At 59.6% G+C, this 17,049-nt stretch carries 9 protein-coding genes; 2 read left to right on the top strand and 7 right to left on the bottom strand.

What is annotated here, in order from left to right; all coding sequences use genetic code 11:
- Positions 1-146 precede the first annotated feature (146 nt).
- The 6 genes from H1B37_RS25745 to H1B37_RS25720 all read right to left on the bottom strand — a co-directional run bounded on the left by H1B37_RS25745 (position 147) and on the right by H1B37_RS25720 (position 6,571).
- A complete protein-coding gene (locus H1B37_RS25745) occupies positions 147-953 on the bottom strand; it encodes a transporter (RefSeq protein WP_286178189.1) in 807 nt (268 codons plus the stop codon).
- Positions 954-1,392: 439 nt separating this feature from the next.
- Positions 1,393-1,848, bottom strand: coding sequence for a Uma2 family endonuclease (locus tag H1B37_RS25740; protein WP_220498371.1), 456 nt, complete (start codon positions 1,846-1,848; stop codon positions 1,393-1,395).
- A 47-nt stretch (positions 1,849-1,895) separates the two neighbouring features.
- Entirely contained in the window at positions 1,896-2,495 is a 600-nt protein-coding gene (locus H1B37_RS25735; RefSeq protein ID WP_182870149.1) for a hypothetical protein, read from the bottom strand.
- The gene (locus H1B37_RS25730) at positions 2,468-4,315 is read right to left on the bottom strand and encodes an OPT family oligopeptide transporter (RefSeq protein WP_182870148.1); all 1,848 of its coding nucleotides are present in this window, start codon (positions 4,313-4,315) and stop codon (positions 2,468-2,470) included. Before H1B37_RS25730 ends, H1B37_RS25735 begins: the two co-directional genes overlap by 28 nt.
- Before the next feature lie 440 nt (positions 4,316-4,755).
- Positions 4,756-5,874: a cellulase family glycosylhydrolase gene (locus tag H1B37_RS25725; protein WP_182870147.1), complete on the bottom strand. Its 1,119-nt coding sequence runs from the start codon at positions 5,872-5,874 to the stop codon at positions 4,756-4,758.
- A 118-nt stretch (positions 5,875-5,992) separates the two neighbouring features.
- Complete coding sequence (locus H1B37_RS25720; RefSeq protein ID WP_182870146.1) at positions 5,993-6,571, bottom strand: hypothetical protein; 579 nt, start codon at positions 6,569-6,571, stop codon at positions 5,993-5,995.
- A 382-nt stretch (positions 6,572-6,953) separates the two neighbouring features.
- Here H1B37_RS25720 and H1B37_RS25715 point away from each other — a divergent pair, with 382 nt between their 5' ends.
- A complete protein-coding gene (locus H1B37_RS25715; protein ID WP_220498370.1) occupies positions 6,954-7,946 on the top strand; it encodes a sialidase family protein in 993 nt (330 codons plus the stop codon).
- Positions 7,947-8,065: 119 nt separating this feature from the next.
- Here the strand turns inward: H1B37_RS25715 and H1B37_RS34085 are convergent, their stop codons facing one another.
- Positions 8,066-10,534: an exo-alpha-sialidase gene (locus H1B37_RS34085; protein WP_286178180.1), complete on the bottom strand. Its 2,469-nt coding sequence runs from the start codon at positions 10,532-10,534 to the stop codon at positions 8,066-8,068.
- A 631-nt stretch (positions 10,535-11,165) separates the two neighbouring features.
- Here H1B37_RS34085 and H1B37_RS25705 point away from each other — a divergent pair.
- Positions 11,166-16,961, top strand: coding sequence for a PVC-type heme-binding CxxCH protein (locus H1B37_RS25705; protein WP_182870145.1), 5,796 nt, complete (start codon positions 11,166-11,168; stop codon positions 16,959-16,961).
- Positions 16,962-17,049: the final 88 nt, after the last annotated feature.

The raw sequence follows: 17,049 nt of genomic DNA, 5'->3' as shown, positions 1-17,049 counted from the left end.
TAAGACGATCGAGGGCGAGCGGAGGATTTGAAAAATTTGGAAAAACTCACGCCACAACGACGGGAGCACTGCAAACGATGATCAAGTCGTTTAACGACCCCCGTCCCTTTTGGCCTTCCCCGTGTGAGCGGGCGACGGGCGCAACGTTAGTATCGCCACCCAAAACCTGCGTTGGAAAAGAAATGCGGGGCTTGATCATTCAGGCCCCAGCCCACTCGACAGCCGATTTCAAGATCGGGTGTGACGAGATAATGCGCGCCTGGCGAAAAGAAGTGCTGGTCCGACTCCTCCTCTCGACCGTCCGAGAAGATCCCAAAGTACTCCGCGTGAGCCTTCCACCGTTCTCCAATGGGGAACTTCACCACCGTCGACGGTGCCCAAACATTGAAGTGGTCCTCCTCCAGAGTACTCGTGCTGTAGCGGATCGCAGAATCCCAAACGACGCTACGGTTCAGTGCCCAGCCGAAGATCGGCGTGACAGATAACTCAGTATCTGAGGTTTCTCCACTGGTCGGGGTGTATCCTTGGATCAGAATCGAGCTCTCGGGGATCAACCCACTCTGCTCACAGAGCAGGGCTTTGGCTCCGTAGAGAAGACGTGACTCGCGTTCAATTTCTTCCTCTTCGGCCAGATCGATCGGCACGTTCCCCGAGATGGGACTGCCCGCGCCGCCGACTTCATAGTTCCAACCGAGTCGAATTTCAAACCAGTCGTCCACGCCCCGACGAATCAATAGTTCGGGATAGCTGTGCGTTTCCGGGACGTCCCGATTGTCGATGAATGAATACGCCGCCTCAACCATCCAACGCCCGTCGCCGGCCGTTGTGGTTGCCGGAGTGAAAGAGTCTCGGTCGGTCTCAATTTCGGCCTCCGCACCTCGCCCTCCACCGGGCACGGGCCGGTTCCTCAGGAATCCCTGGGCCCAACACTCACCGCAACACAGGACACCCATTAAGAAGAGCAGACGCAAGAGTCGTTGTGCATGCATCGGGATTCCCCAGATCTGTTTCACATCGCCAGACGTTGACCTTTATCGACGTCTGGGGCCACCGTTCGCAGTCTGTGGAACGGGCAACTCACAGCCGATGAATTTAGACGGGGCGACTCAGTCGAATTTGCCGGATCAACCGCTAACAATCCCCCATCCTTGCGGATTTCCCTATGAACGATACTGCGCGAGCAGCCATCAAGCGCGCTGCACATGAAGAAGAACGTGCCACCGATATTCAGCTAACCCACGTCCACATGCGAGTGATCGCGGGGTTTCGAGGGCTGGCCGAACCCCGTGCCCTTCTTGGACTACTTACCTTTAAATCGGTCCATCACGCCGGCCTCCCGCAGGACACGGAAGACGCCTGAGGGACTTACGGAAACGACATCAACATCGAGCATCATGAACGCCAACCGACGATAGCCTTCCAGCGGGTTGGCCTATTGGAATCTGAGAATCGCTTGCTTTTCCCAGTCTTCCATCCAGATTTGCCGCATCGTTTCTTCCAGTCAAAGTACTTGCTTTGCGAAATACCGATCCATTTCACGATCTGCTTGGCGGGCGTCTCGCCACAGACGACGATCACATCGGGGCGAACCACGGTGTCGCGAGCTACGATCCAGTCGATCTCGAACAACACATTTGCGTCACAGCCCGCCTCTCGGATCTTGACGTCCAAGTCGACAACCAGATTCCTGGCGATTCGCTGATGGCATCCCAATGGGCTGGGTGTCATCGAGACGGCGATCCCCTGCCAAAGTTCCCAGTCACCTTCCCAGCTCTGGTGATCCTTGACAGTGTAATGAGGACGATACCGGTCAGCGGGTGACATCGAGGATTGTCGATAGCGGGACATGCAGTTCAAACAGTTAACAACTGGCATCAAATCAGTCCGCGTGAATTCTAAGCCGCGTCCGAAACCGATTGCTCGGCTGCCGCGATCAGGTTCCTGGCGTTGGCCAGATGCCCCTGGGCGCGGCGGATGCTGGCGTCCACTTCGTCCATGTAACCGTCGGCCGCGGCCGACCAGCTGCGGTTGACGTAGCGTTCGGCTGACGCGAACTCGGTCATCACGTCGGCATAGACTGCCATTCCGAACCGCTTGACGAGAGCTTGACGCGAATCGGCGAAATCGGAAAGCGGTTCGGCGCAGCGGGCGTCGATGAATTTTAAGGCGTCGGCAGGGGGACACTGGGAGTGCTGACAGAGCAGTTCCACGGCGGTCGACAGCTCGGCCAGGCTGCGGGTGATGACGGAATACTCCGCCTCGGTCTTGTCTTCATCACGGTGGTCGTCGTGTTTGGCACGCCGCAGCAGGACGATCCCAACAATCCCGACCGCCAGCGACACCGCGTACCAGAGCCACGGGACCGTCGACCATTTGTCTTCCTGGACCTCCAGCTGCGACACCGAAGCGAACGAGCCGCCCAGAAAACCCAACCACATCAGTATCTGTCCGAGTGCACGCATCGCAATCACATCCACCTGGAAAACTGTTGGCAACCGAGCATCGCTGTTTCTGCGGCTTCGGGGGCTGCGAAAAAGACTTGGTAGAGCGCGTTGCCGACTCCCACCAAGGCTTCACCGACGATCAGCCCCGCCGCGATCGGGATGCCGACTTCGTGACCGAATTTGGTGCCGAGTGATTTGTCGGAAACGATGCGCAGCACGTTGCCGATCGTGTACGTCAATGCGATCTGGAACGGCATGTAGAATCCCAGTGCGATCAACACGCCGATGCCCCCCAAACCGCTCATCGCCAGTAAGAGTCCCAGCCCCGCGCCGGCGGTGTAACGGTAGGCCGGAACGTTGTCATTCAAGATCCCTTCGGTCACCGAAGCCAACGCTTGGGCCTGGGGCGCGGGCAGCTTGTCCGATCCGATTTGGTATTGGTTGTTCAGCAGGAACATCAACGAGATCACGATCACCGGACCCAGCCAGGCACCGATGAATTGTGCCCATTGCTGACGCCGTGGAATGGCGCCGACCAGGTAGCCGCTTTTCAGATCCAACATCATGTCGCTGGCCTGGGAGATCGCCAGGCAAATCGCCGCACCGACGACCATCGAACTGGTGATCGTCGCGGCCGAATCAAGGCCTCCCTTGGCGACCAAGATCAGGATGGTCACCGCGATCAATGTCATGCCTGACAACGGAGACCAATTGGTCCGTCCGATGCATTCTGCGACGACGACGCCGGCGACCCAGACCCAGAGAGTTCCCAAGACGGCCATCGTGACGGCGCGACCCAACGTCATCTCGGGCACCGACTTGAACGCGATCATGACCATCACCAGCAGCCCGATCCCGATGGCGGCATACAAAAACCGGATCGGCATCTCGTCGTTGTAGGCGTTGACCCCCGAGTCCTTTTGCTGCCCCGCGGCGTGCATCGACTTGAACGCGCTGGCGATCAGCGGAAACGCGGCAACGATTCCTCCGACCGCCGCACCGACCAGCATGCCGATCCCGAGCGGCTTGTAAAGCACGCCGCGCATCTCGTTGGGCGAGGAAACCATCGCCGCGACGCCTTCGCCACCGAACTGACTCAACAGTGGCGACAGTAGGAAGTAGCAAATGAATCCGCCGCATCCGAACCAAAAGCCGCCTTTCCCGGACAGGTATCCGACGCCGATCGTCATCACGGACAAGTACAAACTGAGATTCAACATCGCCGGCAATCCGAATTGGCTGCCCGCATGCCAGTCGTGGTCTTCGCCCATCAGGGACAAAACCAGCAGATGGGCGATCCCGGAGATCAACGCCCCGCCGAGCAGCAACACGGCTTTGCGAACCCCCGCGCCCGGCGATTTCAAAATCGTGGCGACGGCGATGCCGCCCGGGTAGGCCAGTCGATCAAAATCGATCATCTGTTTGCGGAGCGGAATCACGAAGGCCAAACCCAGGACGCACCCGGTGATGCAGGCCAGGATCATCAGCGGCGTGTTGAAGTTTGCGACCGACTCGAAGCCCTCGCTGCGGCTGAGGATGAACAGCGCGGGCACGGAAAACATGATGCCCGACGATGCACCGTTGACCGCCGACGCGATCGTTTGGTTGATATTGTTTTCGACGATGCTGGTGCGCCGCATCACGCCCCGCAAGACGCCCCACCCCAAGATGGCGGCCAGTTCGGAGCCTTCGATCGCAAAGCCGAGGATCAACGCGGCGTAGCCGATCGAGACGGCGATCAACGCGCCGATGACCCAACCGACCAACACGGCGGTCCACGTGAACTCGGGGTATGGCCCATGGCGAACAGGGATCGAGCCGTCTGCGCTGGGAATCGCCTGGGCGCTTTGTGGTGAATCAGAATCCGACATCTGCCAGCACAACTCCTCGGGTCATGAACGTGTGTCGCCAGCGTATTGCATTGACTACCGGATCGCAAGCTGGTCACACTGCATCGCGGAGAGCACACGCCACCACTGGCAGTCTACCGCAGCTTGGTTTTCGATCGCGCAGGACAGTCGCCGTCCTCTCCGAGGTCGGCGCGAGCCAACGCTTCGCTTTTTTGATCCGCCGAGTTCGGAGAACACGGCGACTCTCTGACGAGCTGAACAGTCGCCGTCCTCTCCGAGGTCAACGCGAGGCAACGCTTCGCTTTTTTGATCCGCCGAGTTCGGAGAACACGGCGACTCTCTGACGAGCTGAACAGTCGCCGTCCTCTCCGAGGTCGGCGCGAGGCAACGCTTCGCCTTTTGATCCGCCGAGTTCGGAGAACACGGCGACTCTCCGAAGGCGGTCTGGGATCCGTGGGGATCTATTCGTCGCTGGCTTCCAGGATCCGTTCGGTCTTCCTTTGAAACAATTCCAGCCAGCTCAATGTCATTGCCTCGGGGATTGTCTTCGCCGGACGAATCTCCTCGGGCGTCTTGCCCCAATAGAATCCGATCCAACCGGTGGAATATTGCCGTGACCGGTCGATGAATTCCTCCAACTCGTCGGCGCCGCACTTGAGCACAAAGGTTTCTTCGATGACGACCGGTTTGCCGACCGCCGCGAACCCCTTCACGATTTCGATCGCCTCGTCCACCTTGCCTTTCTCGGGATAGAGGTGCATGGCAATGAAGTCGAGATCGTCGGCGATTTTTTCGGGGATGAACCCGGACGTCATCCCGGGACGATCCAGACTCCACGGCACAAGTCCGACGGTGATCAGGTGTCGCTGGTCGTGTTTGCGGATGGCTTGGACCAGATTGCCAATCCAATCGCGAGCAACGTCACTGCGGTCGCGGCCGCGACGCTCCAGCGTGATGAATTGGACGAAGTGCTTGTCGCCGAACCCCGGCCCCAGCCAATCCTCACGCTTTTTGTCTCCGCCGGCAACGACCGGTTCGTTCATCAGGTCATAGCAGAAGATGGCGGGGCTCTCGGCGCAGGTTTCAGCGACGGCTTCCCAAAAGACGGCCTGCGCACGCCAGCGGTCTTCTTCGCTGAGCCGGTCGTACCACGGCGGGACGTCTTGCTTGTGGTAACAGCCCAATCCGGTGAGATCCAGGTAGAGCCCCGTCCGCTCGGCAAGCTTGACCATCCGTGACAATTGATCCAATGAATGCTGCCGCGGATCGGTCGGGCTTTCCATGAACCGCCCGAACTGCAGATGGATGCGGACGACATTGGCCCCCAGTTCCTTCATCTCTTCAAACGCCGATTCGACGGTCGGCCATTGGTCGTCCCAGTAGTCTTCCAGAAGCTTGCCGTCGCCTTCGTGGTCGTAATTGAATCCCCACGGGATGAACGGCGTGCCGGATTCGGCGAGCGCGAATCCTTTGCCGTCCGCGGAGAGTTGGACCCATTCCATGTCGGCTGCGGGACTGGGGGTTGCGAGCAGGCACGTCAAAAGTGCGATCAGGGTAAGTGTCTTCGATAATGGCGACATGACTGATCTTCCCCCAAGCGTTGCTTGTGTAATCGCCTTGACGTCGCGACGCGCGCCAGAGCGATGGAAATCCAGCGGATCCACCTTCTGGCGAAGGTAGCTACGTGAGCCCGGAGAACTATTTTAGTGTACCCACGGTGGAGTAGGAAAGCATCAAGACCGGAACGATCTTGGTGACGTGGGGCACATTGAATTCGTTGGACCAGTACTCGATTTCGTCGGCATAGTCTTCCGCTTGCGCCCGCGTCGGCAAGGTCGCTTCGTAGGTCCATTGCGGCTGGACGGGTTGTTCGATGATTTCATAGTCCGTGATTTTCCCATCATCGATTTGGTTTTCGGCGGCGTTGCGGGCACTCCACCACGACGAGAATGTCCAGACGCCCCTGTCGGACCATGATCCGTGGTCGACACTGCCGGTCCACTCGAATCGATGCACGAAATCCCAGCTGCCGGTTTCGGCGTCGCGGCCGATGATCACAAACTCCGTTTCTCCGGAGACGTCCGGTGCCGAATAGACTTCGTAGTCGTACAACATGTCTTGGAACGCGGATCGCGAAACGGTGGGGCTCGCGGCGATCACATCAGATTCGACGGTCGTGATCGGCTGGCGAGAACCGACCCGCGGGGCCTCCGCATGGGCGATGGTGCCTAGAATGGCCAGGATGAATGCGATCGAAAGTGAGAAAACGGGTTTCATGGTCACGGCTCGTGGTTCGGGGGTTGGAAAGCGGGACAACCTGTCCTGGTCCAAGCGAAAACACGGCGACACTGTTACAGGGGGCTGGGGCAAAACGATGGGGGCAAGACGATGGGGGGGCAGAATGATGGGGGCAGAATGGAGGCGTCAAGATGGAAGCAGAAGTGTGGCGGGAATGGTTAGCCGGGTGCTCCAGCATTCGGTCCAAACATCATTCTGCCCCGAATTATTCTGCCTCCTCCCTACCGCAGACCGACTCCACGGGCCGCTCGCTTTCGCTTCCCACTGGCATGGCTTTCGAATCGTTTTGCCCCCATCGTTTTGCCATTGCGTTAAAATGCTCCGCTCCCACCCCTCCTTTCCCCCACCCAGGATCCACCTCATGAAGCGTGTCTTCTTCGCTGTTCTCTCGTTCTTCTTGCCTGTCGCCTTCCTGGCGGCGGACGAATTCCCCAAGCCGGTGCTGGTCGATGTGCAGCGGATTTGGGACGCGGCTCCGCACAACGCGTTTACCGATTTGGTCCGTTTCCGTGACCGATGGTATTGTGTGTTTCGCGAGGGGCAGAAACACGTGTCGCCCGACGGGGCGCTGCGGGTGTTGACGTCTGCCGACGGAGACAACTGGGAATCGGCGGCGTTGGTCACCTCGGACAAGTACGACTTGCGCGACGCCAAAATCACCGTCACGCCCGACGATCGGCTGATGTTGGCCGGTGCGGGTGCGGCGGACACTCCCCAAGGCCGGCACCATCAGTCTCTGGTCTGGTTTTCCGACGACGGCGTCAACTGGAGCACGCCAACGCCGGTCGGCGACCAAGACAATTGGCTGTGGCGGATCAGCTGGCACAAAGGCGAGGCTTACGGATTCGGTTACGGCTGTGGCAAGGGCGGTCGCGGGCTGCGGCTGTTCAAAAGTTCCGACGGCAAGACATTCGAAACATTGATCGAAGACGTCGACGTCCCGGGCACGTATCCCAACGAAACCTCCATCGTGTTCCTGCCCGATGACACCGCGTACTGTTTGCTGCGTCACGACGGCGAGCCCAAAGTGGGCAACCTGGGCGTGTCCCGGCCGCCGTACACGGAATGGGATTGGAAGCCGTTGAACGTGCGACTCGGCGGGCCGGACATGATCCGGTTGCCCGACGGACGGTTCGTCGCCGTCGTCCGTTTGTACGATTCCACCGTGCGAACCTCGGTGTGCTGGCTCGATCCGGAAAACGGGACGCTCACCGAAGCACTGAAACTGCCATCGGGCGGCGATACCAGCTATGCCGGCCTGGTCTGGCATGACCGGATGCTGTGGATCAGCTACTATTCATCGCACGAAGGCAAGACGAGTGTCTATCTAGCGAAGGTGCGTTTCGATCCATAGCGGGACAGCGCCACATTGCGCACAAAACAAGGTGAATAGTCGATCAAACGTAGCTACCTTCGCCAGAAGGTGGATCCCATCGTGAGTACCACGCTCAGGCGAGTGTCGCTACGCCGCAATCACAATCGTTCTGGGTCCAACACCACGTGCCGAATGCTTTGGCGTTTCCAGGTGTAGGTCAGGTGGACGTTGCCGTCAGATGTTTGGATGACGGCCGGGTAAGAAAACTCGCTCCGACGCTCGCGTTCCAAGGTCAGCACCGGTTCCCACTTTTTTCCGTCATCGGACAGCGCGACATTCAGCATCGTCCGCGCCGCGGGAAACGGACCGCGTTTGATCGTGTGGTTGTAAACCAGCAACTGTCGGCCGTCGGCCAGTGTCACCGCGTCGGTGCCGGAGTTGGGGTTGGGCAATGTCGTCGCCGTGATCGGGCCCCAGGTTTTTCCATCGTCTTGCGACCAGCTTTGAGCGATCACACCTTCCTTGGACCGGCAAAGCACCTGCAGTTGATTCTCCGGGTGCACGAGCAGACTCGGCTGGATCGCGTTGAAGTTGGCCGCGTCGTTGATCGGGCCGATGACAGTCCAGGTCTTTCCGAGATCGCGGCTGATTTCAAAGTGCACGCGCCAGCCGTCGTGTTCGGTGCTGGAAGGACAGACGATCGTGCCATCGGCTAGTTGAATGGGTTTATTTTTGACCGGTCCGATCAAGTTGGGGTTGCCCGGGCCGAGCTTTTCATCGCTGCCGATCCGACGCGGCTGGGACCAAGTCGCGCCGTCGTCGTCGGACGTCATCAGCATGCCCCACCAATGTGACGCTCGACCTACTTTCGGATCGACGACCTTGTAAAACAACAGCAGCGGTCCTTCGTTGGTCTGGAACAGTACGGGATTGCCGACGCGATGTTCTTCCGATTCACCTTGGCTGCCGTCAGCGACTTGGACCGGTCTTTGCCATTGCCCATCGATCTGGCGAGCCACCCAGATCACGTTGTCGCGCGCCGGTTCGCTGGTGCCACCGAACCAAGCGGCTACCAGACCGGAGGGTGTTTCGACCAAGGTGGATGAATGGCATTGTGGTGTCGGACGTTTTTCTGGGGCGAACACAAACCCGCTTTGCAGATGAGCCCCCTGTCCCGGCTGAGAAACCGGTGGCAGGTCGACCAGTGAAGCGTGTTGGTTTTCGGCGCGCCAGATCGGTCCGCCTTGATACAGTTGCCCGACCGGGTAGCGGGGATGGGGCGTCGTCGCGTTGTCCATGATGCGGGCCAGTGCAGCGACGATTTCGGGATGATCGGCGGCCACATCGTCGGACTCGCCGGGATCGTTCTCAAGGTTGTACAGCTGGATGGCACCCTTTTCCTTGCCCAGCCGGATCGCTTTCCAATCGCCCTGTCGAACGGCCTGGTCATAAAAGCGTCGGCAATGGCCGTAGTCCCAATACAGGTAGTCCCGTTCGGCCGTACGCTGTTCGCCCAGCAAGGCGGCTAGCACAGAGACCCCGTCGAGACCCGCCGGCGTTTTTTGACCAGCGATTTGGGCAAAGGTCGGCATCATGTCGGCAAACGCGATGACTTCGTCACTGACCGTTGCGGCGGGGATTTTACCGGGCCAACGCGCGATGAAGGGAACCCGTATGCCGCCTTCGGTGAGATCGCGTTTGTACCCACGCAGCGGGCCGTTGGTGTCAAATCGGTCCCAGACCGTCGCATGGCCGCCGTTGTCGCTGCTGAAGATCAGCAGTGTATTCTCCGCGATCCCCAACTCGTCGATTCGGTCGGCAATTCGGCCGACGCCCTCGTCCAACCGGTGAACCATCGCGGCGTATTTCTTGGCCTTGTCCGGCCAATCGCGATCCGAATAGGGAGCGGTCGACGGCACAGCCAGTCCATCGGAATCTTCGGTTTTGGAGGAAAAGTGCGGCAGCGTATATGCGACGTACAGAAAGAATGGTTGTTGCTTTGCATCCGTCATGAAGCTCAACGCGTGATCGGTCAAAACGTCATGGCTGTAAGTGTGTTTTGTGATCGGATTGCCAGGGAATTCGATCCGACCTTCACCACGGTCCAGGTACTCGGTGTAGTAATAATGCGCGTGGTCCTGGTTCAGATAGCCGACCCACTGGTCGAATCCCTGTTGTGTAGCGGCACCGGTGGTCCCGGCATCACCGAGCGACCATTTGCCCACGCCGCCGCAACGATACCCGGCGCCCCGGAGCACTTCGGCAACGGTTTGGTCGTGATCGTCCAGGTAGGTCGGGTAGTGCGGAACGTTATCGCGAGCCGGAGTGTGACCGCCGTGCAATCCGGTCATCAACACACTGCGGGATGACGTGCACACCGGCCCACCGGCGTAGGCCTGGGTGAATCGGATCCCTTGTTCGGCCAAGCGGTCAAGGTTGGGCGTGGCGATCAGTTTTTGGCCGTAGCAACCGAGATCACCATAGCCCAGATCATCGGCGATGATCATCACGATGTTCGGCGGCGGGTCGCGTTGTTCCTGTGCAAATGTTGGATTGGTCAAGACGCAGCCGAGCCACAGGCTTGCCGCGAGGGCCGGAATCGAAATCGGGAACAGGTGCAGATTCATCGAGGAAGGATTCTGGAGGAAATGTGGGGATGACGAATGGAATGGGAGAAGTTATAGGGGATACGGCAACCGTTGGTGTTCAGGCTTTCGCTGCTGTGAGTACGACGGGCCTTCCGGGCGGTCGGCGCTCGCTGCGAGGGACGTGAAATGGATTACAGAGCGATTTGTTTTTCGGGAAAGTGATCTAGCCCAACAAAACACAGGGCATTGGCCTATTTTCGATGCAGATCGCATCCCTCGACTTTCACCGCAGAGTGTTGTTCAACCCCGTTGGGGTTGCCGGGCTTGAGACATTTGATCTTGGGGTGCGCTAGCGCGACCCCAAGCTTTGTTGTGACACGCCGCTGGCGTGCAACCGCGACGCGGTTGGTGTTGCAATCGTTTCGCACTACGCCGCTCGACGTGAAGCGTATTGCTCAGCAATACATTTCAAGTTCCGAGCAGCGACGTGGGGAGTCGCCGAAAGGCTAAACACCAACGTGCGCTGGGCGGCGTAGTGTGTACAATACTGCGTTGACGCAACCAGGCGTCAATGGTCCCCTCCCGATCTCGCTGCTCGTTTCCCTCCCCACCTTGGTGCAGCACCAACCGCTTTGCGGTCCTTCCTGTCAGATCAATCGTTTTGAATCCAATGAAAACTTTGCTCGGTGCGCTATTGCCGTTGTTCTTGATTTCCTCGGCGCTGATCAGCGCAAACGATGCGGCCAGCGCAAACGATGCCGCCAGTGCCAACGGTCTCTCCGCCGGTGCGGCATCGGTGGACATCTCACCGCGGACGTTGCCGGCGATTCGTAACGGCGGGTTTTTGCAGGCGGTTTGGAATCGAGTTGACGATCCGTTGCACGCCCGTTGCTTGGTGCTGCGAGAGGGCGACGAGACGGTTGCGATCGCGATCGTCGATTCCTGCATGATCCCCACCGACATCTGCGACGCCATCAAGGCGAAGGTGGCCGAGAGGATCGGTTTGCCGGCGAATCGCATTTTGATCAGTGCCACGCACACCCATTCGGCTCCGTCGGTGATGTCGTATTGCTTGGGCACCAGCCGCGATGAAGCGTACGTCGATTTTTTTGTGCCGCAGGTCGCCCAGGCGATTGTGAAGGCGCACCAGAACATGCGACCGGCCAAGATCGGTTGGACGTCGGTCGATGCGGCCGAGCTGACGAATTGCCGGCGCTGGATCACCCGTGGCGATCGGATCCGAAACGACCCGTTCGGCGCGTCGACGGTGCGGGCGATGATGCATCCGGGCTATCTGAACCCCGACTACGTCAGCCCTGCCGGGCCGATCGATCCACAGCTGTCGGTGCTGAGTGCCGTGGCGACCGAAAACGACGCGCCGATCTGTTTGATGGCCAACTACTCGATGCACTACTTCGGCAGCAGTTCGGGTTTTTCGGCGGACTACTTTGGCGAAGTGGCGCGCTCGCTGGAGGAAAAACTCGGTTCACCGGCCGACGTGGAACGTTCCTTTGTCGGCATCATGTCGCAAGGAACCAGCGGCGACCTTCACTGGATGGACTATGCCCAGCCCCATCGACCGATCGACCGGACCGACTATGCCAAGTCGATTGCTGAAAAAGTCCTGACAGCATGCGACGACATCCAGTATCGATCCGACCTGACGATCGCGATGGACGAAACGCGGAGGAAGCTTCGCCGTCGCATTCCTGATGCGGAGCGTCTGGCATGGGCCAAGACCTACAACGAGAAACGCGGCGATCGCCCACCGAAGGATCGTCAGGAAGTCTATGCCCAACAGGCCGAGTGGATTTCCCAAAACCCGGAAACCGAAGTCGTCCTGCAAGCCGTGCGGATCGGCGAACTGGGGATCACGGCACTGCCGAACGAAGTCTACGGCATCACCGGGCTGAAACTGAAACAGCAAAGTCCGCTCGCCGGTACCTTCAACTTGGAACTCGCCAACGGTGCCGAAGGTTACATCCCGCCGCCGGAACAGCATCGTTTGGGCGGCTACACGACTTGGCCGGCGCGGACGGCGGGACTGGAGGTCGACGCAGAACCCAAAATCGTCGAGGGCGTGTTGTCGCTATTGGAATCGGTCTCGGGAAAGAAACGCCGCCCGGCGATCGATCCGCCCAACGCGTATTCCCACGCGGTGATTCAAGCTCGACCGACCGCGTACTGGCGGTTGAGCGACATCGTGGTTGACCGGGCGACCGACGCGATGGGTAATCATCACGCGACGTACCAGGGTGGCGTGGCGTTGTACCTTCCAGGGCCCGATGCGAGTGGCTTCGGCGCCGCGACCAACCGTAGCGTTTATTTTGCCGGCGGATCGTTGCATGCGAACATTGATTCGCTGGCGGACGATTACAGCGTTTCGTTATGGTTCTGGAACGGATTGCCCGGTGGAGAGGGGCAACCGTCGGGAACACTTGTGTCGCGAGGAAGTGATGCTGCCCAGGAGGTTTTGTCGATCGTCAGTGATGAACATGGAATGTCCGTGCTGGCGTTCGGCGCGGGGGCCGAGCAACACCTCGCGTCGACTCCGCTTGCCACCAAAGCTTGGCATCATGTCACGTTGGTCCGTGACGGGGATAGGGTCAGGATTTATTTGGACGGCAAAGATCAACCAGAGCTGGAGGTCGAGTCGTCAGTGATGACGGGGGCGTCGAGGGCGGAATTGGTCTTCGGACAATTCGATGGCAAGCTGGATGACGTCGCGGTGTTCGCGCGTCCGTTGTCGGCCGACAAATCAAGCGAACTGTATCGCACGTCGAACATGCAACCGCCGCAGCGTCCCCGGCGACCGGTCGTGCAAGCCGAAAAGCCGTCAGATGCCGATTCGCTGAAACGTTACGCCGACCAAGTGCGTGCCTCAAGCCCGCTGGCCTATTGGCGGCTGCACGACGAGAATCGCGAGACGGCCCGCGACATAGTGGGGGGAAACCATGGCCGCTATGAACCCAACGCTGGACCGCGTCAGCCGGGTTCGACCACACCTAACTTTGCCGGCGGCCGTGTCTTGGCGGGCGTGTCGAAGCTGGGCGATCAATACAGCGTCGAATTCTGGTTTCGCAACGAGTTGCCGAACACCAGCCGACCGGTCACCGGATACCTGCTGACCCGCGGTGTCGAGGGCGCGAGCGGCGCTCCCGGCGACAACCTCGGCATCGGCGGGACCTATGCCGCGACCGGTCGCTTATTAGTCTTCAACGGAAATGAACGGAGCGAACTGGTCAGCGGTCGGACGTTGTTGGTCCCCGGCAGTTGGAATCATGTGGTCCTGTCACGCGATGGGGAAAAGGTGACGGTCTTCCTGAACGGAGAACTGGAAGTCGACGGCCGGTTGCCGAAGACCTATCCGCGGGGATGTTCCGAATTTCAAATCGGCGGCCGCAACGACAATTTTGCAAACTTTCAAGGCATGATCGAGGAAGTGGCGATCTACGACCGGCCACTCTCGCGTGACGAAGCTCGTTCGCATTTCGTCGCTGCCGGCGTCAAACCGGCCACCGCTGTGGCTGCCTCGGTACCCGACCAAGCCGCGGCGGAACCGACACCAACCGACGCAGACGATTCGCTGGACCGCATCCACGTTCGCGAGGGATACGAGGTTCAATTGGTCGCCAGCGAGCCACAATTGAAAGACCCCGTTGCGATCGAATGGGGGCTCGATGGAAAACTGTGGGTGGTGGAAATGGCCGACTATCCGCTGGGCATGGACGGTCAAGGCAAGCCGGGAGGTCGGATTCGGGTGTTGGAGGATCGTGATGGCGATGGACGCTACGAAACATCCACGTTGTTCACCGACGGACTAAGTTTTCCTAACGGGATTCTGGTTTGGGGCGACGGCGTGTTGGTGACGGCCGCGCCCCAGATTCTGTATTTAGAGGACAGCAACGGAGATGGCAAAGCGGACGTTCGTCGACCGCTGTTGAATGGGTTCTTGGAAGGCAACCAACAATTGCGCGTGAACGGATTGCGCTGGGGGTTGGACAATTGGGTTCACTGCGCCAGCGGCAGCCATCATTCGGGGTACGGCAAAGGCAACCAGATCACGTCGGCGATCACGGGCAAGAGTTATCAAGTCGGCAGCCGCGATTTCCGCTTTCGCCCCGACAGCGGCGAGGTCGATCCACAGAGCGGGCCGTCGCAGTACGGACGCAACCGCGATGACTGGGGCAATTGGTTCGGCGTGCAGAACAGTCGTCCGCTTTGGCACTATGTCTTGGCCGACGAAGACATTCGCCGCAATCCGCACTTCGCGCCGCCGGATCCGAAGCATCAAGTCGTCACGCCGGTCAATCCGCCGGTACTCCCCGCGGCGCAACTGCAGAAGCGGTTTCACAGTTTCAACCAGTCCGGCAGATTTACGTCGGCCTGTTCGGCAATGGTCTATCGAGATGACCTGTTGTTTTCCAGTCGCGATGACGAACAACACGCATTTACCTGTGAACCGTTTCACAACTTGGTCCAACACAACATCATTTTCGACGACGGTGCGAGCTTTGGGTTCCGACGTGATCCGGCTGAAGACGTCGTTGATTTTTTTGCCAGTGAAGACCGCTGGTGTCGGCCGGTGATGGTACGTACCGGGCCTGATGGGGCGTTGTGGGTGGTCGACATGTACCGTTACATGATCGAACACCCCCAGTGGCTGCCGCAAAACGGCAAGGATGAACTGCGTCCGTACTATCGGCTGGGCGAAAACCATGGGCGGATCTATCGCGTGGTTCCGGCCGGTGGGAATCCAAAATTGCCAAGGATCGAGAAGACGACCGAGGGACTGCTGACCGCGATGACCAGCTCCAACGGATGGCAACGCGACGTGGCGCAGCGTGAATTGGTTCGCACAGGCGACCGGACGGCGGTTTCCATTTTGGAATCGATGACCGCCAAGGACGCAAGTCCCCGATCGAGGTTGCAAGCCCTGTGCACGCTCGATGGGATGCAGGCATTGAGCACTGACGTCCTGCAGGCAGCGCTGCGTGATCCGCACGCGGGAGTCCGCCGCCAAGCCGTGCGGTTGGCTGCACAGCATCGCATTGACATCGCCCAGCTCGTCTCGCTTGTCGACGACCAAAACGCCAAGGTGCGACTACAGTTAGCCGCAACACTTGGAGAATACGATGATTCGCGGGCGGCCGAGGCGCTGGTCGCTCTGGCAAGCCATCCAATGGCCGACGCGTATCTGATTGCCAACGTGATGGGATCATTGAGCCAGCGGAACATCGCCGATGTGCTCGATGCGTTTCTGAGCCGGACGGAATTTGCTGCAGCCCCATCGACCGCAAAACGGACGCTGCAGCCCATCTTGTTCGCACAGGTCGCGGCGTTGGGGGATGCCCGGGCGATCGGTCTGGTCACGGCCAGGCTGTGCGATGTCGCGGATGAATCGCTCACGCCGTGGCAGATCTCAGGTCTGGCGGATCTGCTGGACGGACTGGGCAAGCGTCGTTTTTCGATCGCGCAGCTCTCTGATCAACATCAACAAGCCATTGATCAAACGATCCGGCGGGCGCGGCGTGTGCTCTCCGACGGCCCGCAAAGTTTGACTCCTTCGGCCGCCGCGTCGTTGCGGCTATTGTTGCGACAGCAGGAATCTTTCGACGATGATTTGCAACGGCTTTCCGATTTGTTGGTTCCACGTTCGACCATCGAGTTGCAACTTGCGGTGGTCGATCACTTGGCAAGTCCGCCCCGTGTGCATGACGCAGGTCAACGGACAGAGAAGGACGTCGAACGTCAGTCCGATGACCGCATTTCACAGGTTGCGGACGCGTTGCTGGGCGGTTGGTCGTCGTTTGGCCCGGCGGTCCGCTCCCGTGTGCTTGATGTCCTGGCCGGACGCGAGGGATGGAGTACGGCGTTGTTGGCGGAGGTGCGTTCGCAACAGGTATCCATCGGAGAAATCGGCCCGGCGGTTCGTGAACGCCTGTTGGCGACCAAAGACAAAGCTCTGCGAGCGAGTTGGACCGAAATGTTTGCTTCGTCGACGACTCCGGATCGCAAGCGTGTGATCGAAGATTACCAATCTGCGTTGACGCTGACCGGCGATGCCGACCGGGGCAAAAAGGTCTTCGCCAAGAGCTGTGCGGCCTGTCATCGACTGGGGCAAGTTGGGCATGACGTCGGACCCAACCTGGCATCGATCACCGACAAACGACCGCAGGTGCTGTTGGCGAACATCCTGGACCCGAGTGCCGCGGTCGAGGCACGCTACCTGACCTACGTGGTGCTGACCGAAGACGGCCGCGTCCGCAACGGATTGTTGGGGACGGAGACCGGCAGCAGCATCACGCTGCTGTCCAACGAAGGCAAACGCGAAACGGTGCTGCGGTCGGAGATCGAAGAACTGCGGGCATCGGGGAAATCGTTGATGCCCGACGGGTTGGAAAAGGAATTGTCACCGCAAGACGTTGCCGACGTGATCGCGTTGTTGCGGTCGGAGGGAGAATAGCCGTCTCGCGTAGGATGATCGCTTTTCGAAAGTACGACCGCCCTTCTGGGCGGTCGCCCGTGAGGCGTGCTCGCCCGAGGGGCTCTGT

The organism is Stieleria mannarensis, from assembly GCF_014154935.1.
GTDB classification, from domain to species: Bacteria; Planctomycetota; Planctomycetia; order Pirellulales; family Pirellulaceae; genus Stieleria; species Stieleria mannarensis.
This window is presented reverse-complemented; position numbering and strand designations above follow the sequence as displayed.